The following is an 18,201-nucleotide window of genomic DNA, read 5'->3' on the forward strand; positions in this document are numbered from 1 at the left end:
AAGAAGGGGTGATACATATCGTTAGCTTAAAAAGGATATATACGATCACAGGACTTGTCTTTCTTATTTTAATTTTAGGTATAGTTGCGATATCGACCTGGTACACGGTTGATGAATCCGATCAAGCTGTCATAATGACGTTTGGTAAAGTGGAGCAGACGATAACGGAACCAGGACTTCACTTTAAACTTCCTTGGCCCGTTCAATCGGTCGAGAAATTATCCAAAGAAACATTCAGTCTTAAATTTGGATATAAGGAAGAGGATGGAGAGGTGAAGGATTACCCGAGTGAGACCAAAATGATTACGGGTGATGAAAATATTGTGCTGGCCGACCTGGTGGTCCAGTGGAAAATCACCGATCCTCCTAAATATCTATACAATGCAGATGATCCAGAAAAAATATTGTATGATACGACTTCAGCTGCATTACGGAGCATCATCGGCAGCACGAAAATCGATGATGCCCTTACATCCGGTAAAGCGCAAATCGAAGCGGATGTACGCGATTTATTGTCACAGCTAATGGAGAAATATGATGTCGGGATTTCCATATCTGCGGTTAAACTCCAGGACGTGGAGTTACCGAATGAAGAAGTGCGGAAAGCATTCACCAATGTAACGGATGCCCGGGAAACGGCGAATACGAAAATCAACGAAGCGGATAAATATGAAAATAAGCGTATGAATGAAGCGGAAGGGGAAAAAGATGCCCTCATTTCACAGGCTAATGGGGATAAAGCTGCCCGTACGGAAGCTGCCCGCGGGGATGTAGCGGTCTTTGAAAAATTACTCAGTGAGTATAAGGGCAATAAGGGGATTACGAAGGACCGCCTTATTATTGAAACCCTTGAGGAAGTATTGCCGAATGCAGAGATTTATATTATGAATGATGATGGAAACACCATGAAGTACTTGCCGCTCCGCTCGCTTGAAAAGGAGGAAACGAAAAAAACTCCTGCACCTGATGAAGCCGCTATACCTGAAGAAGAAACGAATAAAGGGAATGCATCGGAAGAAAAAGCGGTAGGGGAAGGGGGCACTAAACAATGAGCGGAAAAATAATAGATTTCTCTGAGTTGAAAAAAGGGGATTTTCATTGGAGGGGCTATGTGAGAATTGGCATTTTCCTGATTATTTTCATCGCGTTGCTGCTAATCATCCTCACCAATGTCTATATCGTCAAAGAGGGCGAATACAAAGTCGTCCGCCAATTCGGTGAGGTGGTAAGGATCGATAAGACACCGGGATTGAAGGCGAAGGTGCCATTCATACAGAGTATCATGACCTTGCCGAAGTATCAGATGACTTCTGATGTGTCCGAAGCGGAAATCAATACGAAAGATAAAAAGCGGATGCTGATCGATAACTATGCAGTTTGGAGAATAGAAGATCCGAAGAAATTGATTACAAATGCAAGGACACTTGAGAATGCCGAAACGAAAATGGAAGAGTTCATCTATTCGGCAGTTCGTTCAGAGCTGGGCCAGCTGAATTATGATGAGATCATCAATGATGAGAAGTCATCCAGGGGAAGTTTAAACGACCGCATAACCGAAAAAGTCAACGATCTGCTGCAAAAGGACAGTTATGGAATCAGCTTGACGGATGTCCGGATAAAGCGGACTGACTTACCCTCCGAAAACGAAGCATCCGTCTTCAAGAGGATGATTTCCGAGCGGGAATCGAAAGCGCAAGAATACCTATCCAAAGGTGATGCGAAGAAAAACCGTATCATTGCGGATACTGACCGGAAAGTGAAAGAATTGCTTTCCACTGCAGAGGCTGATGCAGAAGTGATCAGGGCTGAAGGAGAAGGGGAAGCAGCGAAAATCTATAATAAGTCGTTTTCCAAAGACCCTGAATTCTATAAACTATACCGGACTCTTGAATCCTACAAAAAAACGATTGGAGATCAAACGGTCATCGTTCTGCCTTCGGATTCACCTTATGCCAGCTTGTTAATGGGTAATACCAAATAACCTTGATGCCGTCATTTTTCTTTCCGCTTCTACTCATGGTAGAATAGAGAAAGGAAAATGAACGGCTTTTTGCGTTTTTATATAGAAGCTATAACTACATAAACCTGTATGACTGGAGGAAGACGGATTTGGATAAAAAGTTAGTACTCATAGATGGAAACAGCATTGCATACCGTGCGTTTTTTGCGCTTCCGCTCTTGAATAATGATAAGGGGGTCCATACGAATTCCGTGTACGGATTCACGATGATGCTCAACCGCATTCTTGAAGAAGAAAAGCCAACACACATACTTGTGGCATTCGATGCGGGTAAAACGACATTCAGACATGCATCATTTAAAGAATATAAGGGTGGGCGCCAAAAAACGCCGCCCGAATTATCGGAGCAATTCCCTTTCATTCGCGAACTGCTTGATTGTTTTCAAATAAAAAGGTATGAATTGGAGAACTACGAAGCCGATGATATTATCGGTACGCTGTCTTTACAGGCGGAAAAAGATGGTTTTGAAGTGAAGGTCATTTCCGGTGATAAGGATTTAACACAATTATCCTCCCCTAATACGACAGTTTCCATCACGAAAAAGGGGATTACTGAAATTGAGGAATACACTCCAAAGCATATACATGAAAAATACGGTCTATCCCCTTTGCAGATCATTGATTTAAAAGGGTTGATGGGAGATGCTTCCGACAATATTCCCGGTATTCCGGGTGTTGGTGAAAAGACTGCCCTTAAATTATTGCATCAATTTGAAACGGTTGAAAACCTTCTGCAGTCGATTGATGAGGTAAGCGGACAAAAATTGAAAGAGAAAATAGAAGAACATAGAGACCTGGCCCTATTGAGCAAAGAGCTGGCTACGATAACGAGGGAAGCCCCGCTTGAAGTTTCCGTGAACGAGACCGAGTACACTGGCATGGATCAGGATCGAGTCATCTCATTCTATAAGGAGCTTGGCTTTTCGACTTTGCTCGATAAATTGGATGTAACGGAAAGTGCACCGCTTGAACAGGAGAAGATAGAGGTGCACACGGCCGAAATGACAGAAGCCATGTTTGGAGATGAAAGTGCCTTATATGTTGAGATTTTAGAAGATAACTATCATCGTGCCGATATAATGGGGATCGCCATCAGTAATGAACAAGGTAATTTTTACTTCAATGGTGATGATGCTCTGAGTTCCGGGGCATTTAAATCCTGGGCAGAGGATGAAACAAAAAAGAAAACGGTTTTCGATGCGAAGCGTACGGTTGTGGCACTGCGTCATCGAGGAGTCGAAATAAAAGGCATCGATTTTGATGTATTTTTGGCATCCTATATCCTGAATCCCGCAGAGTCAGTGGACGAAGTGGCAGAAATCACGAAAACTCAAGGTACGATCCGTCTTGAAACAGATGATGTTTTTTATGGAAAAGGTGCAAAACGGAAGATACCTGAGGAAGCGGAATTGAGGGAGCATATCGCAAGAAAATCGAAGGCGATCCTTTCTCTGAAAGAGCCGATGATCGATAAGCTGCAAGAGTTCGAGCAATTTAACCTATTTACGGAACTGGAGCTGCCACTGTCGATCATCCTGGCCAATATGGAATGGCAGGGAATAAAGGTGGATATAGGCCGATTGAAAAACATGGGACAGGAATTAGCCATTCGCTTAAGAAACATCGAAGCCCGAATTTTTGATTTGGCTGGAGAGGCGTTCAATATCAATTCACCTAAACAGCTCGGGGCCATCCTGTTTGAAAAGTTGGAGCTTCCAGTCATGAAGAAAACCAAAACAGGTTATTCGACTTCAGCCGATGTGCTGGAAAAACTGGAGAGCAAGCATGATATCGTTAAGGAGATATTGCTGTATCGCCAGCTTGGTAAGTTGCAATCAACTTATATTGAAGGGTTGCTTAAAGTGGTCAATGGCAAAACGGACAAGGTGCACACCCGGTTCAACCAAGCATTGACCCAGACCGGCCGGTTAAGTTCTACAGATCCCAATCTGCAGAATATCCCGATCAGGCTGGAAGAAGGCAGGAAAATCAGGCAGGCCTTCATCCCTTCCGAAAAGGATTGGATCATCTTTGCTGCCGATTACTCCCAGATCGAGTTACGCGTCCTGGCGCATATCGCCAATGACAGCGGATTGGTGGAAGCATTCCAGGCCGGGATGGACATCCATACAAGGACAGCCATGGATGTATTCCATGTACCGGCAGAGCAAGTCACTTCGAACATGAGGCGCCATGCCAAAGCGGTCAACTTCGGAATCGTTTATGGTATAAGTGACTACGGGCTATCGCAAAGTCTTGGCATCACGAGAAAAGAAGCGGGAGAGTTCATCGAGAAGTATTTAAAAAGCTTTCCTGGTGTTCAGGAATATATGGAAGAAAGCATACATGAGGCCCGTCAAAAAGGATATAGCACGACTCTGATGCAAAGGAGGCGCTATATACCTGAGATAACAAGCAGGAATTTCAATATCAGGAGCTTTGCCGAACGGACAGCGATGAACACGCCGATTCAAGGCAGTGCCGCGGATATCATCAAGCTAGCCATGATAAACATGAATAAGCGCCTGAAACGGGAAGGGCTTAAAACGAGAATGCTTCTCCAGGTGCATGATGAATTGATTTTTGAAACTCCTCCTGAGGAACTCGAAATCCTTAAAGTGATCGTTCCGGAGGAAATGGAAAATGCCATTGAATTGAACGTGCCCCTTAAAGTGGATTATGCTTTCGGGCCAACATGGTTTGATGCCAAATAATAAAAGATAGGTGATTGCAATGCCAGAACTTCCAGAAGTGGAAACAGTCAGAAGAACGTTAGAGCAGCTCGTACTCGGAAAAGAGATCAAGGAAGTGTCAGTCTTCTGGCCAAAGATCATAAAAGCGCCTGAACCTGTCGAACAGTTTCAGGATGCTTTAAGGGGACAGACAATTTCTGGAATAGGCCGTCGGGGCAAGTTCCTCATTTTTACCTTGGATGATTATTCGTTGGTTTCGCATTTAAGAATGGAGGGGAAATACGGTGTGCATCCAAAAGAAGAGCCGTATGATAAGCATACCCATGTGATCTTCACTTTCACCGATGGCAGTGAACTTAGGTACAGGGATGTCCGGAAATTCGGAACGATGCATCTATTTGCCAAAGGGGAAGAACTTGAGCGGCTGCCACTGTTGCATTTAGGGCCTGAACCGTTGTCTGAAGATTTTACTGTCGAGGGGCTAAGTAGGAAGTTGGCAAGGACCAACAGGAAAATCAAGCCTGTTCTCCTTGATCAAACGGTTGTCGTCGGGATTGGGAATATATATGTAGACGAGTCGTTATTCCGTTCCGGTATCCATCCGGAGAGAATCGCTTCTTCACTCTCGTTGCAGGAAATCAAAACGTTGCATGCAGAAATCATTGCGACGTTAGGTGAAGCTGTGGAAAAAGGCGGGAGTACGATTCGTTCGTACATTAATTCCCAAGGGCAAATCGGCATGTTTCAGTTGGAACTTAATGTTTACGGACGAAAAGGCGAGAACTGCAAAACATGCGGCACGCCACTTGAAAAAATGGTTGTGGCAGGACGCGGCACACATATTTGCCCGTCGTGCCAGCCGCTAAAATAGGTAATGTTTTTTCAAACACATCGGATGGGCTCCATCCATATACTAGGGTAGCAACGAGTAGGGAAGGAGTATTATTCCGATGTGGCTACAAATTATTTTTCTCGCATTTGCAGTTAGTATTGACGGATTTGGCGTAGGTTTGACATTCGGTATGCGGAAGATGAAAATCCCCTTAAGGTCAATAGCGGTCATCTCAATTTGTTCTGCATTGAGTTTAGGTATTGCGATGGTCATCGGACAATTCATCAGTCAGCTCATATCGATCGGGGCGGCTGAAAAAACGGGTGGCATCATCCTCATTTTCCTAGGTGCCTGGATGGTATACCAGTATTTTAAGCCTGAAAAAGATTTGAAAGATGATAGATATCATGAAAAGATCATCTTTAATTTTGAAATTAAATCACTTGGGGTAGTCATTAATATTTTACAAAAACCATTGAATGCCGATTTTGATAAATCAGGTACGATTACGGGTGTTGAAGCGCTTGTTCTGGGGTTTGCACTTTCGCTGGATGCGTTCGGGGCCGGAGTTGGAGCGGCTATGATCGGCATTTCACCGATTATCCTCGCAGGGTGCATCGCTGTTATGAGTTCAATTTTCATTTGGAGCGGAATTCAAAGCGGGAAATTGCTTTCAAATAATAAAGTTGTCCAGCATTTGACCTTTCTTCCAGGTGTACTATTGATTATCATCGGTATATTCAAGTTATGATACATGGTTAAAAGGGGGAGCCTTATGGGACAAATCATTGGACTCACAGGAGGCATCGCCAGTGGGAAAAGCACAGTCAGCCTTTATTTACAGGAACTCGGATTCACGATTGTCGATGCAGATCTGGCTTCCCGTGCTGTCGTTGAGCCAGGTGAAGAAGCCTATCATCAAGTTGTGAAGGCATTTGGTGAAGAGATCTTATTGCCGGATGGGAATATAGATCGCGCAAAGCTCGGGTCGATCATATTCAATGATCAGGAAAAGAGATTGCTATTGAATGGCATCGTGCATCCTGCCGTCAGGAATTGGATGCGCCTCAAAACGGAAGAGGCACTATCATCAGGGGAAGAAACGGTGTTCATGGATATTCCGCTCCTATTCGAAAGTAAGCTGACATTCATGGTGGAAAAGACGCTTTTGATCTATGTAGATGAGCAAGTCCAATTGCAGCGATTAATGAACAGGAATGGTCTTTCGGAGACGGAGGCACTTGCCAGGATCAATTCGCAAATGCCCTTAGCCGATAAAAAGGCTTTAGCGGATGCCGTCATCGACAATAATGGGAACATTAATGAAACGAAGAGGCAAGTGAAGACCATACTTAGCGAATGGCATGTCATATAATTATGATAAAAAGAAGAAACCAGCCGGTTTCTTCTTTTTGTGTTGAAAAAATAAGTACAATCCGCATTTTTATTAGCACAATTCCTTCGAATTATGTTATACTAATTACATGTGAAGGGTAATAAGTATAACATTAATATTTTCTGGAGGGTCCGAACAATGAATTCAAGAATAGCGATTAACGGGTTTGGGAGAATTGGAAGAATGGTTTTCCGAAAGGCCATATTAGATGAGAGTTTGGACATTGTTGCCATTAATGCAAGCTATCCAGCTGAAACTTTAGCACACTTACTAAAATATGATACGATACATGGTAAATTCGACGGTATCATTATTGCGGAAGATGATTCACTAGTAGTGAATGGCCGCCGAGTAAAACTAATAAATAACCGCGATCCAAAGCTATTGCCTTGGAAAGAGTTGAACATAGATATTGTAATTGAAGCCACGGGCAAATTCAATGATCGTTCTAAAGCTGCTCTTCATTTAGATGCAGGAGCAAAAAGAGTTATTTTATCAGCGCCGGGTAAAAATGAAGACGTTACCATTGTAATGGGTGTAAATGAGGAAGTGCTGGAAATCGACAAGCATTTCGTCATATCCAATGCATCTTGTACAACCAACTGTCTTGGACCGGTTGCAAAAGTGCTTGATGAAAAATTTGGCATTAACAACGGTTTAATGACAACGATACATTCTTATACAAATGATCAAAATAATATCGATAACCCGCACAAAGACTTAAGACGTGCCCGTGCCGCTGCGGAAAGCATGATTCCTACGACTACAGGAGCTGCAAAAGCCATCTCACTAGTGTTGCCGCAATTAAAAGGCAAGCTTCATGGAATGGCGATCCGCGTACCGACACCTAACGTATCTCTAGTCGATCTTGTTGTGGATTTAAACCGTGATGTCACGATTGATGAAGTGAACCAAGCCTTCATCGATGCTTCAGAAAATGAACTCAAAGGAATTATGGAATTCACGATGGAACCTTTAGTTTCCAGTGATTTCAAAACGAATCCTCACTCTGCAATCATCGATGGTTTGACGACGATGATGATTGGGGACAGGAAAGTGAAAGTCCTTGCATGGTATGATAACGAGTGGGGTTACTCCAACCGGGTAGTGGACCTTGTGAAATTGGTGGGATCCGAGTTGAAAAAAACTTCCGAAGTCGAACTATCAGTAAAATAATGAAAAAAATCGAGCCTGCTAAAATTTTTTAGCGGGCTATTTTTAATGCAGTGATCCAGCAATTCCTCGCTGCTTTAAGGCGCTGAATAAACCCGAAAACTGAAATTTCCCCACATTGGAACCTTCCCTATATCCCTATTACATATAAAGTTTATCTTTCCAAAATTTCAATTTGGAGTTGCAAAAAAAATTCAAACCATATATACTATGAATCGTGAACTTCTTCAAAAGCGGTTTGCATGATGGCTACTTAAAGGGTTAGGACCTCTTTGGACTAACTTTCCCCCGTGGTAGTTATCAGAACTTATTTTTAAATCATGGTAAGGGGGAAGCTTAATATGGAAACAGCTTACACTATGGAAACAATGGGTAGACATGTCATTTCTGAACTTTGGGGTTGTGACTTTGAAAAACTGAACAATATCGATTTAATTGAAAAGATTTTTGTTGATGCTGCTTTGAAATCAGGTGCAGAGGTACGGGAAGTTGCCTTTCACAAATTTGCTCCACAAGGAGTCAGCGGGGTTGTCATCATTTCTGAATCGCACTTGACGATTCACAGTTTTCCAGAACACGGCTATGCGAGCATCGATGTCTATACATGCGGTAACTTGGATCCGAATATTGCGGCAGATTATATTGCAGAAGCTTTGAATGCGCAAACACGTGAAAACATAGAATTACCACGTGGACTAGGTCCTGTACAAATGAAAAAAGCCAATATAAGTGCCCTATAAAAAACACGTATACACAGAGATGCCATGGGTGCATCTCTTTTTTAATGCAATGAATCGGCAGCCTGCTTCACTTTATTGCTAAGGATTGTCTTGCAGCACAAAGACCTTGACAACGGTGCTCCAAGGGCAGAACAAAAAGTGCCTGCTGCTGGAAGTTACACTTTTTACTTGTACTGGCCGTTCCTTTTAATATAAGATTAAGATAGAGAAGTAAATCCTTGGGGAACATTTAGATAGGGGAGTCCTACATAAAATACGGAGCTGATAATGATGAAATGCCCATCATGTCAATATAACGGAACAAGAGTGCTCGATTCCAGGCCAGTCGATGAAAGTAAATCAATTCGACGACGCCGTGAATGTGAGGCATGTGGTTTTCGATTCACGACATTTGAAAAGGTGGAGGAAACACCGCTTATTGTAGTGAAAAAGGGCGGGACACGGGAAGAGTTCAGTCGTGATAAAATCCTGCGTGGCTTAATCAGGGCTTGCGAAAAACGCCCGGTTCCCTTGAAGGAACTAGAGCAAATTACCAGTTATGTAGAAAAAGAACTGCGCAACCAGGGCATATCGGAAGTGAAAAGCGACAATGTCGGAGAAATGGTGATGGACAAGCTGGCGGAAATCGATGAGGTTGCCTATGTAAGGTTCGCATCCGTCTATCGACAATTTAAAGATATCAATGTCTTTATCGATGAATTGAAAGATTTAATAAATAAAGAAAGAAAGTAGAGCTGAAGATTCACTTTGGCTCTTTTTTCACTACATCTTTTGAAAGGTTTGAATGGAGATGTCAATGCATTGGCAAGAATTGCTCCCAGCGGATTCATATTTGGTCTCATCTGCGGGGCTGCTTCATGATTATGATCGGAAAATACTTACCCGACTATATCAACCTCTTATTGGACCTATCTGCATTAGCCTATATATGACGTTATGGAGTGAGCTGGAGGAAAACAGGCTATGGTCGGAAACCTCCTCACATTATCAATTAATGAATACCATCGGCCTTAAGTTAGGTGATATTTACGAAGCACGCCTTTTACTTGAAGGAATTGGTCTGTTGAATGTATATAAGAAATCGAAAAATGAAACGAAGGAATTCATCTATGAGTTAAACCCGCCGCTTTCCCCCCAGCAGTTTTTCACGGATGGAATGCTGAATATTTACTTATACAAAAAAGTCGGCAAAGCGCAGTTCAACCGGTTAAAGAGATTCTTTTGTGATGATCATATCTTAACCGATCAATATGAAGGTGTGACTAAATCTTTTGCGGAAGTATTCTCATCAGATCATTTGGACTCTTTATATGTAACGGATGAAGCGAAAAACGAATGGAAACCGATGCCTGAACAGCAATTCATCGATCGGACGGAAGGCGTCGAGCCATCGGGGTTTGACGACTTATTTGATTTTGACCTTTTATTATCCGGGATGAAATCATCGATCGTACCGAAAAAGGCCTTTACTCCGAAAATAAAAAGTACGATCGCCAAACTTGCTTTTTTATATGGCATCGATCCGCTGGAAATGCAAAAACTAGTAATGGATGCCGTTTCATTGGATGATGAGATCGATGAGGAAGTGCTCAGAAAGGCGGCAAGGGACTGGTATCAGATCGAACGGCAGGCAGATATGCCTTCCCTGGTCAATCGGGTGCAGCCGATTCGTGAACGGACACAAAAAGAAGAACCGAAAACACAGGAACAAGAGTTAATCCGTCATTTGGAGACGATTTCCCCGAGGGAGCGGCTGATGCAATTGTCTGGCGGTGCAGAGCCATCAAGCGGTGATTTGAAAGTGGTTGAGGGCGTGATGATCAATCAAAAGCTGAATCCGGGTGTGGTCAATGTCTTGATTGAATACGTCATGCTCAAAACGGATATGAAGTTCACCAAGGGCTATGTGGAAAAGCTGGCAGGCCATTGGGCACGGCTGAAGGTCTCTACGGTCGTCGAGGCGATGGAACTGGCTAAAAATGAACATAGGAAATATCAGGACTGGGCTCAAGGAAGCAGGAATGCTGCGAAGGGCAGCCGGAAAAAGGCGATACGGGAAGAAGTGGTTCCGGAGTGGCTTGAGAAAAAAGAAGAAGCACAGCAGGAGCAGAATGCAGATCAGCCGGAATTGAATGCCCAGAAACGCGAGCTTCAAGAGAAATGGAAGCTGTGGAAAGCAGGAGGTGAAATGAACGATGGAAAAGATTAATAGATCCCTTAATAAATTGGCCAATACAAACCAATTTCAACAGCGTTATGAAAAGCTGAAACAGGAGATTTTTGAAGACGAACAAGTGCGGTTATTTTTGAATGCCAACAGTTCGACGGTCACGAAGGAAATGATTGATAAAAACTTGGGGAAGCTTTATGAGTTCACTTCACAAAGCAATAAATGTGATAAATGTCCAAGCTTGAATGGCTGCATCAATATGATGCAAGGGTATTATCCCAAATTGGTGGTTCAAGGGAAGGCCCTGAACCTGAATTATGAAATCTGCCCGCGGAAATTGGCAGAGGATGAAAAGCGGAAACGGGAAAAATTGATCCGCAGCCTGTATGTACCGAAGGATATTTTAAGTGCGACCATTGAGGACTTTACGCAAACGGATAATGAAAATAAACGCTTGGGTGTTTTAAGTAAGGCGATGTCGTTCATCATGGAATATGAGCCAGGTAAAATGCAAAAAGGCTTATTTATATATGGGAAATTCGGTGTTGGGAAAACGTACTTATTAGGTGCGATTGCCAATGAACTCGCAGAAAGGCAAATTTCTTCCCTTATTGTCTATGTCCCTGACTACTTGCGGGAACTTAAGGGATCAATAGGTGATAATACGGTCAATGAAAAAATTGAGATGGTGAAAACGGCACCTGTCCTCATGCTGGATGATATTGGAGCGGAGTCCATGACGAGCTGGGGACGCGATGAGGTTTTTGGACCGATTTTGCAATTTAGGATGCTGGAAAACCTGCCGACGTTTTTCACTTCGAATTTTGACCTGAATGGCCTGGAGAACCACCTAACCTTTTCACAGCGTGGAGAGAAGGAAGAAGTGAAGGCGGCCAGGATAATGGAAAGAATTCAATATTTAGCGGAGCCGGTCAAGCTGGATGGCGTGAATCGGAGAAGATGAAGGAAAGTGGTCTCTTAATGGAGGTCACTTTTTTCTTTTACAAGGCCCATCCTACTTCTAAACATGTCCCCACCCCCATATACATGAACAAAGAGGCAAGGGGGAAGGGGGGATGTCGTAGTGCAAATTTCGTTTCAAAACGATTCAGAGGCATTGAAATTACTGAATTTCGTTTCTGTCCATCCACTCGGGGCAGAATTTCAAGCATACATTCGATTTCTTCCGCAACAAGGCATGCATGTGGATATGACGAAGTCTTCAGGTGATAAATGGCTAATTCTGCTTCGTGATGCATTTCATTCTTTTTTATTGGAAGAAAAGACACTTCCTGTTTTGGAGCAAATAATAGTCGGTAAATTTTTTTATAGGGAACGGGAAGAAATTGAAGCCATCATTGAAATTGCATCATCGATCATCGAGGTGGAAAGAGCCAGGAATCAAGATGGAGCATTCAGTACGGAGAAACGATTGATTGAGGAAGGACTTCAAAGCATCTTGGCTGGAAAGGTATCTTTTTCATTCGATTCTTTTACGACCTTCCGTTTAAAATCATTTCAGCACACTTTGGAAAAGTATGTCCTTAAGGCGATTGATGAATACAAGCTGGAGCAGGACTATCAAAATTTCATTGCCACTCTCCGTGATTGCCTTCATGGGCAGGAGTCGAAATTAAGAAAGCTTCACCTGGTCAACCGGGATGGTTTTCATTTCTATGATCAAAAATTCAGCAAACTCGACCGTCCAAAAATCAATAGTATGATCGACAGGAGGCTTCTTGCCAAAAGTTCACTTTTTCTCGATACGGTGATACTTGCCCCGCTTTTATCGATTGCTCCCGAAAACTTATGCATCTATACCGATGACAAGGAAGAAGGGTTGATCCAGACCATTTCAAGGATTTTCGAAGAACGGGCGACCATCTTGCCACTTTCGTCATTTTCAATGCATTTGAATGACCTTTCGTGGAAAAAAGAAAATTAACCTTGATTTTCACCGTATAACAAATTATAATTTCCTACATACTATTAAAAAACTAAAAGTTATGATGAGGACAAGGGTATTCTAGTCGCCGATTATCAGAGAGGGGAGCCAACAGGCTGTAAGCTTCCTATTCGCATGGAACACTTACCACCTTTAAACTTCGGCTCGGAAAGCAGGCATTCTGCGAATATGAGCTGACGGGAAGCTGCCGTTACCAAGTTACAAGTGCCATTTTGCCGTGAAAAGCAAGCTGGAACGAGGGTGGAACCGCGGGTTAATGATATTTGTTACTAAGCTCGTCCCTGTTTTATACAGGGGCGGGCTTTTTTGTGTTGTAATGGAATCAAAAACCTGTAATTTGTTCGAACAATAAGAAGGAGTGAAACTGAATGTCAGAATTACTGAAAATATCTTTTCCTGACGGAGCGGTTAAGGAATTTGCTAAAGGCACAACAACTGAAGACATCGCTGCATCCATCAGTCCTGGTTTAAGGAAAAAATCCATTGCCGGAAAATTCAATGGTGAATTATTTGATTTGAAACGTCCGATTGAACAAGATGGTACAATCGAAATCGTCACACAGGACGCAGCGGATGCTCTTGAAGTATTGCGTCACAGTACAGCACACTTGATGGCACAAGCGATCAAACGTTTGTACAAAAACGCCAAATTCGGCGTAGGTCCGGTCATCGAGGGCGGCTTTTACTATGATATGGATCTGGAGGAATCATTGACTCCTGAAGACCTTCCATTGATTGAAAAAGAAATGAAGAAAATCGTCAACGAAAACTTGGAAGTTTCCCGCATCGAAGTGAGTCGTGATGAAGCGATTTCCCGTTTTAAGGAAATCGGCGATGAGTATAAATTGGAATTGATCGATGCGATTCCTGCCGATCAGCAGGTAACGCTTTATGAGCAGGGTGAATTCTTTGACCTTTGTCGTGGAATTCATGTTCCATCAACCGGGAAAATCAAAGAGTTCAAGCTATTGAGCATCGCTGGAGCTTACTGGAGAGGCGATAGCAAAAATAAAATGCTTCAACGAATTTACGGTACGGCTTTCTATAAAAAAGAAGATTTGGCCGAACACCTGCGTTTCCTTGAAGAAGCCAAAGAACGTGACCATCGTAAAATCGGCAAAGAATTGAACTTGTTCATGAGCTCACAGAAAGTGGGACAAGGGCTGCCGATGTGGTTGCCAAAAGGCGCGACCATCCGTCGGACAATCGAAAGATATATCGTGGACAAGGAAGAACGTCTGGGTTATGACCATGTCTACACACCTGTAATGGGAAGCGTGGACCTTTATAAAACATCTGGACACTGGGATCATTACCAGGACGGCATGTTCCCTGTCATGGAGATGGAAAACGAACAGCTTGTCCTGCGTCCTATGAACTGTCCGCATCACATGATGGTCTATAAAAACAGTATCCACAGCTACCGCGAACTGCCAATTCGGATTGCCGAGCTAGGCTTGATGCACCGCTATGAAATGTCAGGTGCCCTTTCAGGCCTTCAGCGTGTACGTGGAATGACATTGAATGATGCGCACATTTTCGTCCGTCCCGACCAAATCAAAGAAGAGTTCAAGCGCGTTGTGAACCTGGTTCTGGAAGTATATAAAGATTTCGATATCAAGGATTATTCATTCCGACTGTCTTATCGCGATCCTCAGGATACAGAAAAATACTTCGATGATGATGACATGTGGGAAAAAGCACAAAGTATGTTAAAAGGCGCCATGGACGAACTTGGCCTGGATTACTTTGAAGCGGAAGGTGAAGCGGCATTCTACGGTCCTAAGCTTGATGTTCAGGTGCGTACTGCCTTAGGGAAAGATGAAACGCTTTCCACTGTCCAGCTTGATTTCTTGCTTCCTGAACGTTTTGATCTTAATTACGTCGGTGAGGACGGCAAGCAGCACCGTCCGGTTGTTATCCACCGCGGCGTCGTTTCCACAATGGAGCGTTTTGTCGCTTACTTGATCGAAGAATACAAGGGGGCATTCCCGACTTGGCTTGCACCTATCCAAGCACAAGTGATCCCGGTCTCACCTGAAGTGCACTTGGATTATGCGAAAGAAGTACAGGAAAAACTTAAAGCGCAAGGCATTCGTGTCGACCTGGATACACGCGACGAGAAAATCGGTTACAAAATCCGTGAAGCGCAAATGCAAAAAATCCCGTACATGCTCGTTGTTGGAGACAATGAGGTCAAAGAAGGCAGCGTGAATGTACGTAAATACGGTGAACAAAAATCCGAAACGATCGCTTTTGAAGATTTCGTTTCAGCTATTAAGGCGGAAGTAAGCCGTTAAAAACAAGGCTCTTTTCGTAAAGATTGTTATTTTTAAAACGAAACTATTTAAGGTTGATTGGAGCGCAAGTGCGAGACTCCTGCGGGAGCAGCGGGACAGGTGAGACCCCACAGGCGTTTACGCCGAGGAGGCTCACCGCCCGCCCCGCGGAAAGCGAGCATCTGGAGGGGAAATCAACCACACCGCTTTACTTGGAAAATAGCAACAAAGTAAGCGAAAACAGCCAAAAACAAAAAGAGGGGCACATACAGTTGTGTCCCTCTTTTTAATTAAGTCATGATAAAATGAAACCATCATGTGAAAATATGTACAGCAATGAAAAGGAGGGTCAGCATGAAAAAGAAATTTTCTTATCTATTCGGACCGACATTCCTTGTCATCATCATCTTATTGTTATTGGATGATTATCGACAATATGCCATTGTCCCGGTCCTGCTTTTTTGGATAGTCCTATTTTCCTGGGACACCATCGAGAAAAAGAAAAAGGCGAAGGAAAACTCTTAGCATTTGATCGCTTCGCTCAGTATGGACTGTAACAAAGGGGGAGTGGGGAAAAATGGAGATTAGAAAGGCTTCAAGGAAAGACGCGGATAACCTGGCTGCTCTGTTCAATCATGTCGAAGATTCCGGGTATATGCTGTACAACCCTGGGGAAAGAAAAGCGACGGGGAAACAAATGGAAAAGCAAATGGAGCAAATCGAAAAAAATCCCCTTTCCGTTTTCCTCGTTGCTGCTAGCGGCCATGAGTTGAATGGTTACCTAATTTTATTGGGCAATCAAATGGGCCGAACGAGGCATTCCGCCAAAATCGTCATCGGCATCAATGAACAGGACAGAGGAAAAGGCATCGGTACGAAGCTATTTCAGAAAATGGAGGAGAATGCACGGACAAACGAAATACGGCGCCTGGAATTGTCCGTGATCGCAAACAACGCCCCTGCGCTTTCCTTATATCGAAAGATGGGTTTTGAAAAGGAAGGAATAAAGCGGGAATCACTGTTTTTTGATGGAAAGTATCATGATGAATATTTTTTGTCCAAATTACTTTAAAAAACGTATTGTCAAATAACTGAATGTCTGATAATATTAATTTTGTTGTGAAAAACGAATAAAATTTAGCATTTGACAAGTCATCAGTGTTTATGATATATTTCTAAAGTGAATTGAATACGTGTTTGATGAAAAGAAGAAGCACCCGCTTCTCACCTGGTTGACGCAAACAATGCAGTTAACAGGTCATGATTTGATTATTTGGATCTTTCTGAATGAGTCTATCAGTGTGGGTGCAGCATGCATCCACACTTTTTTATTATGATTATATCCTGTAAGCGAGTTGTGAGCGTGACCGAATTTATTCAAATATTCGTATTCGCCAATATCTTTGGAGGTGGCTAACTATTAGTAAAGACGCGATGGTAAACGAGGGCATCCGAGCCCGTGAAGTTCGTCTTATTGACCAAAACGGAGAACAACTTGGAATTAAAACGAAATTCGAAGCATTGGAAATTGCCGCTCGTGTAAATCTTGATCTAGTTTTAGTTGCTGCAAATGCAAAGCCTCCGGTAGCCCGGATCATGGACTACGGAAAACACCGCTTCGAGCAGCAAAAGAAAGACAAGGAAGCACGTAAAAATCAAAAAGTCATCAGTCTGAAAGAGGTTCGTTTGAGCCCGACGATTGAAGAACATGATTTCAATACGAAGCTTCGCAACGGTATTAAATTCCTTGAAAAAGGCGATAAAGTAAAAGCTTCTATCCGATTCAAAGGACGTGCCATTACGCATAAGGAAATTGGTCAACGTGTACTCGTTCGTTTTTCTGAAGCATGTAAAGAAGTGGCTACAATCGAGCAACACCCAAAAATGGACGGGCGCAGCATGTTCATTATCTTAGCACCGAAAAACGAAAAGTAATTGTAAAGTAATTTGTAATGAGGAGGAATACCTTATGCCTAAAATGAAAACTCACCGCGGATCTGCTAAACGTTTCAAAAAGACTGGATCCGGCAAACTTAAGCGTTCTAACGCTTACACAAGCCATTTATTTGCTAACAAATCTACTAAGCAAAAGCGTAAGCTTCGCAAAGCTAGCCTTGTAAGCAAAGGTGACTTCAAACGTATTCGTCATATGCTAGACAACATTAAATAAGTTCGATTTATCGAGTTAAATAGGAGGGAAATAACATGCCACGTGTAAAAGGCGGTACTGTTACTCGCAAACGTCGTAAAAAGGTAATAAAATTAGCTAAAGGTTACTATGGCGCGAAACATATTCTTTTCAAAGTAGCTAACCAACAAGTAATGAAGTCAGGAAACTATGCTTTCCGTGACCGTCGTCAAAAGAAACGTGATTTCCGCAAACTTTGGATCACTCGTATCAACGCTGCAGCACGCATCAACGGTCTTTCTTACAGCCGTTTAATGCATGGTCTAAAGCTTGCTGGTATCGAAGTGAACCGCAAAATGCTTGCTGATCTTGCTGTTGCTGACGAACAAGCTTTTGCTCAATTAGCAACTGCTGCTAAACAACAATTAGACAAATAAGTCTGACTGATACAGCCACTCTCTTTTCAAGAGGGTGGCTTTTTACATATTTAAAGGAGGGAATGAAAATGCAAGGAGTATGGTTCATTGCAGCTTATATGATCATCACGAACATCATCGGATTTGCCTTAATGGGAATCGACAAGAGGAAAGCGCGTAATGGGGAGTACCGGATCAGCGAAAGGACACTTTGGTTTTGGGCGGTCATAGGCGGAGGGACTGGGTCCTTTTTGGGGATGAAGCAATTCCGCCATAAGACGAAGCATGCGGCTTTTAAGTGGGGCCTGCCCATATTGATGATTCTTCAGATAGCCTTATTGATCAAGATATTCATTCAATTGTAATATGTAGCCCGTATAGTGTATAT

Annotated in this window: 19 protein-coding genes and 1 other annotated feature; all 19 genes read left to right on the top strand. The window is 42.9% G+C overall.

Going from position 1 to position 18,201, the window contains the following annotated elements; translation table 11 throughout:
• Positions 1 to 17 precede the first annotated feature (17 nt).
• Positions 18 to 1,052, top strand: a complete 1,035-nt coding sequence (hflK, locus tag BW986_RS02370; RefSeq protein ID WP_076366263.1) for an FtsH protease activity modulator HflK — start codon at positions 18 to 20, stop codon at positions 1,050 to 1,052.
• A complete protein-coding gene (gene hflC, locus BW986_RS02375; RefSeq protein WP_076364772.1) occupies positions 1,049 to 1,981 on the top strand; it encodes a protease modulator HflC in 933 nt (310 codons plus the stop codon). The genes hflK and hflC overlap by 4 nt, the downstream gene beginning before the upstream one ends.
• A gap of 128 nt (positions 1,982 to 2,109) precedes the next feature.
• The gene (polA, locus tag BW986_RS02380; protein ID WP_076364774.1) at positions 2,110 to 4,734 is read left to right on the top strand and encodes a DNA polymerase I; all 2,625 of its coding nucleotides are present in this window, start codon (positions 2,110 to 2,112) and stop codon (positions 4,732 to 4,734) included.
• Positions 4,735 to 4,753: 19 nt separating this feature from the next.
• Entirely contained in the window at positions 4,754 to 5,584 is an 831-nt protein-coding gene (gene mutM / locus BW986_RS02385; RefSeq protein WP_076364776.1) for a DNA-formamidopyrimidine glycosylase, read from the top strand.
• A 79-nt stretch (positions 5,585 to 5,663) separates the two neighbouring features.
• Positions 5,664 to 6,296: a sporulation membrane protein YtaF gene (ytaF, locus tag BW986_RS02390; protein WP_076364778.1), complete on the top strand. Its 633-nt coding sequence runs from the start codon at positions 5,664 to 5,666 to the stop codon at positions 6,294 to 6,296.
• A gap of 24 nt (positions 6,297 to 6,320) precedes the next feature.
• Positions 6,321 to 6,920 (top strand): dephospho-CoA kinase, encoded by a 600-nt coding sequence (coaE, locus tag BW986_RS02395; RefSeq protein WP_076364780.1) that lies wholly within the window; start codon positions 6,321 to 6,323, stop codon positions 6,918 to 6,920.
• A 159-nt stretch (positions 6,921 to 7,079) separates the two neighbouring features.
• A complete protein-coding gene (locus BW986_RS02400; protein WP_076364782.1) occupies positions 7,080 to 8,117 on the top strand; it encodes a glyceraldehyde-3-phosphate dehydrogenase in 1,038 nt (345 codons plus the stop codon).
• Between the two features lie 356 nt (positions 8,118 to 8,473).
• A complete protein-coding gene (gene speD / locus BW986_RS02405) occupies positions 8,474 to 8,854 on the top strand; it encodes an adenosylmethionine decarboxylase (protein WP_034311443.1) in 381 nt (126 codons plus the stop codon).
• A gap of 270 nt (positions 8,855 to 9,124) precedes the next feature.
• Positions 9,125 to 9,586 carry a transcriptional regulator NrdR gene (gene nrdR / locus BW986_RS02410; protein WP_076366265.1) on the top strand — a complete coding sequence of 154 codons (462 nt, stop codon included), beginning with the start codon at positions 9,125 to 9,127 and terminating at the stop codon, positions 9,584 to 9,586.
• A 64-nt stretch (positions 9,587 to 9,650) separates the two neighbouring features.
• Complete coding sequence (locus BW986_RS02415) at positions 9,651 to 11,063, top strand: replication initiation and membrane attachment family protein (protein WP_260320610.1); 1,413 nt, start codon at positions 9,651 to 9,653, stop codon at positions 11,061 to 11,063.
• Positions 11,050 to 11,988, top strand: coding sequence for a primosomal protein DnaI (gene dnaI, locus BW986_RS02420; protein ID WP_076364786.1), 939 nt, complete (start codon positions 11,050 to 11,052; stop codon positions 11,986 to 11,988). The genes BW986_RS02415 and dnaI overlap by 14 nt, the downstream gene beginning before the upstream one ends.
• A gap of 120 nt (positions 11,989 to 12,108) precedes the next feature.
• On the top strand, positions 12,109 to 12,969 hold the full coding sequence (gene ytxC, locus BW986_RS02425) for a sporulation protein YtxC (RefSeq protein ID WP_076364788.1): 861 nt from the start codon (positions 12,109 to 12,111) through the stop codon (positions 12,967 to 12,969).
• A 389-nt stretch (positions 12,970 to 13,358) separates the two neighbouring features.
• The gene (thrS, locus tag BW986_RS02430; RefSeq protein ID WP_076364790.1) at positions 13,359 to 15,290 is read left to right on the top strand and encodes a threonine--tRNA ligase; all 1,932 of its coding nucleotides are present in this window, start codon (positions 13,359 to 13,361) and stop codon (positions 15,288 to 15,290) included.
• Between the two features lie 333 nt (positions 15,291 to 15,623).
• Positions 15,624 to 15,794, top strand: a complete 171-nt coding sequence (locus BW986_RS29970; RefSeq protein WP_179085987.1) for a hypothetical protein — start codon at positions 15,624 to 15,626, stop codon at positions 15,792 to 15,794.
• A gap of 52 nt (positions 15,795 to 15,846) precedes the next feature.
• Positions 15,847 to 16,341, top strand: a complete 495-nt coding sequence (locus BW986_RS02440) for a GNAT family N-acetyltransferase (RefSeq protein ID WP_076364794.1) — start codon at positions 15,847 to 15,849, stop codon at positions 16,339 to 16,341.
• A 127-nt stretch (positions 16,342 to 16,468) separates the two neighbouring features.
• Positions 16,469 to 16,605, top strand: a sequence feature (ribosomal protein L20 leader region).
• A gap of 98 nt (positions 16,606 to 16,703) precedes the next feature.
• Positions 16,704 to 17,204, top strand: a complete 501-nt coding sequence (gene infC / locus BW986_RS02445) for a translation initiation factor IF-3 (RefSeq protein ID WP_034309072.1) — start codon at positions 16,704 to 16,706, stop codon at positions 17,202 to 17,204.
• A 34-nt stretch (positions 17,205 to 17,238) separates the two neighbouring features.
• Positions 17,239 to 17,439: a 50S ribosomal protein L35 gene (gene rpmI / locus BW986_RS02450; protein ID WP_034309070.1), complete on the top strand. Its 201-nt coding sequence runs from the start codon at positions 17,239 to 17,241 to the stop codon at positions 17,437 to 17,439.
• A gap of 35 nt (positions 17,440 to 17,474) precedes the next feature.
• Positions 17,475 to 17,834, top strand: coding sequence for a 50S ribosomal protein L20 (gene rplT / locus BW986_RS02455; RefSeq protein ID WP_034309067.1), 360 nt, complete (start codon positions 17,475 to 17,477; stop codon positions 17,832 to 17,834).
• Positions 17,835 to 17,902: 68 nt separating this feature from the next.
• Positions 17,903 to 18,178, top strand: coding sequence for a DUF1294 domain-containing protein (locus BW986_RS02460; RefSeq protein ID WP_076364796.1), 276 nt, complete (start codon positions 17,903 to 17,905; stop codon positions 18,176 to 18,178).
• The last annotated feature ends 23 nt before the right edge of the window (positions 18,179 to 18,201 follow it).

It is taken from the genome of Peribacillus simplex (assembly GCF_900156045.1).
Taxonomy (GTDB): domain Bacteria; phylum Bacillota; class Bacilli; order Bacillales; family DSM-1321; genus Peribacillus; species Peribacillus simplex_D.

Bases quoted from the DNA above. Each gene is read 5' to 3' on its own strand.
- hflC (WP_076364772.1), top strand. From the start codon at position 1,049: ATGAGCGGAAAAATAATAGATTTCTCTGAGTTGAAAAAAGGGGATTTT.
- mutM (WP_076364776.1), top strand. From the start codon at position 4,754: ATGCCAGAACTTCCAGAAGTGGAAACAGTCAGAAGAACGTTAGAGCAG.
- ytaF (WP_076364778.1), top strand. From the start codon at position 5,664: ATGTGGCTACAAATTATTTTTCTCGCATTTGCAGTTAGTATTGACGGA.
- coaE (WP_076364780.1), top strand. From the start codon at position 6,321: ATGGGACAAATCATTGGACTCACAGGAGGCATCGCCAGTGGGAAAAGC.
- BW986_RS02400 (WP_076364782.1), top strand. From the start codon at position 7,080: ATGAATTCAAGAATAGCGATTAACGGGTTTGGGAGAATTGGAAGAATG.
- speD (WP_034311443.1), top strand. From the start codon at position 8,474: ATGGAAACAATGGGTAGACATGTCATTTCTGAACTTTGGGGTTGTGAC.
- nrdR (WP_076366265.1), top strand. From the start codon at position 9,125: ATGAAATGCCCATCATGTCAATATAACGGAACAAGAGTGCTCGATTCC.
- BW986_RS02415 (WP_260320610.1), top strand. From the start codon at position 9,651: ATGCATTGGCAAGAATTGCTCCCAGCGGATTCATATTTGGTCTCATCT.
- dnaI (WP_076364786.1), top strand. From the start codon at position 11,050: ATGGAAAAGATTAATAGATCCCTTAATAAATTGGCCAATACAAACCAA.
- thrS (WP_076364790.1), top strand. From the start codon at position 13,359: ATGTCAGAATTACTGAAAATATCTTTTCCTGACGGAGCGGTTAAGGAA.
- BW986_RS29970 (WP_179085987.1), top strand. From the start codon at position 15,624: ATGAAAAAGAAATTTTCTTATCTATTCGGACCGACATTCCTTGTCATC.
- BW986_RS02440 (WP_076364794.1), top strand. From the start codon at position 15,847: ATGGAGATTAGAAAGGCTTCAAGGAAAGACGCGGATAACCTGGCTGCT.
- infC (WP_034309072.1), top strand. From the start codon at position 16,704: ATGGTAAACGAGGGCATCCGAGCCCGTGAAGTTCGTCTTATTGACCAA.
- rpmI (WP_034309070.1), top strand. From the start codon at position 17,239: ATGCCTAAAATGAAAACTCACCGCGGATCTGCTAAACGTTTCAAAAAG.
- rplT (WP_034309067.1), top strand. From the start codon at position 17,475: ATGCCACGTGTAAAAGGCGGTACTGTTACTCGCAAACGTCGTAAAAAG.
- BW986_RS02460 (WP_076364796.1), top strand. From the start codon at position 17,903: ATGCAAGGAGTATGGTTCATTGCAGCTTATATGATCATCACGAACATC.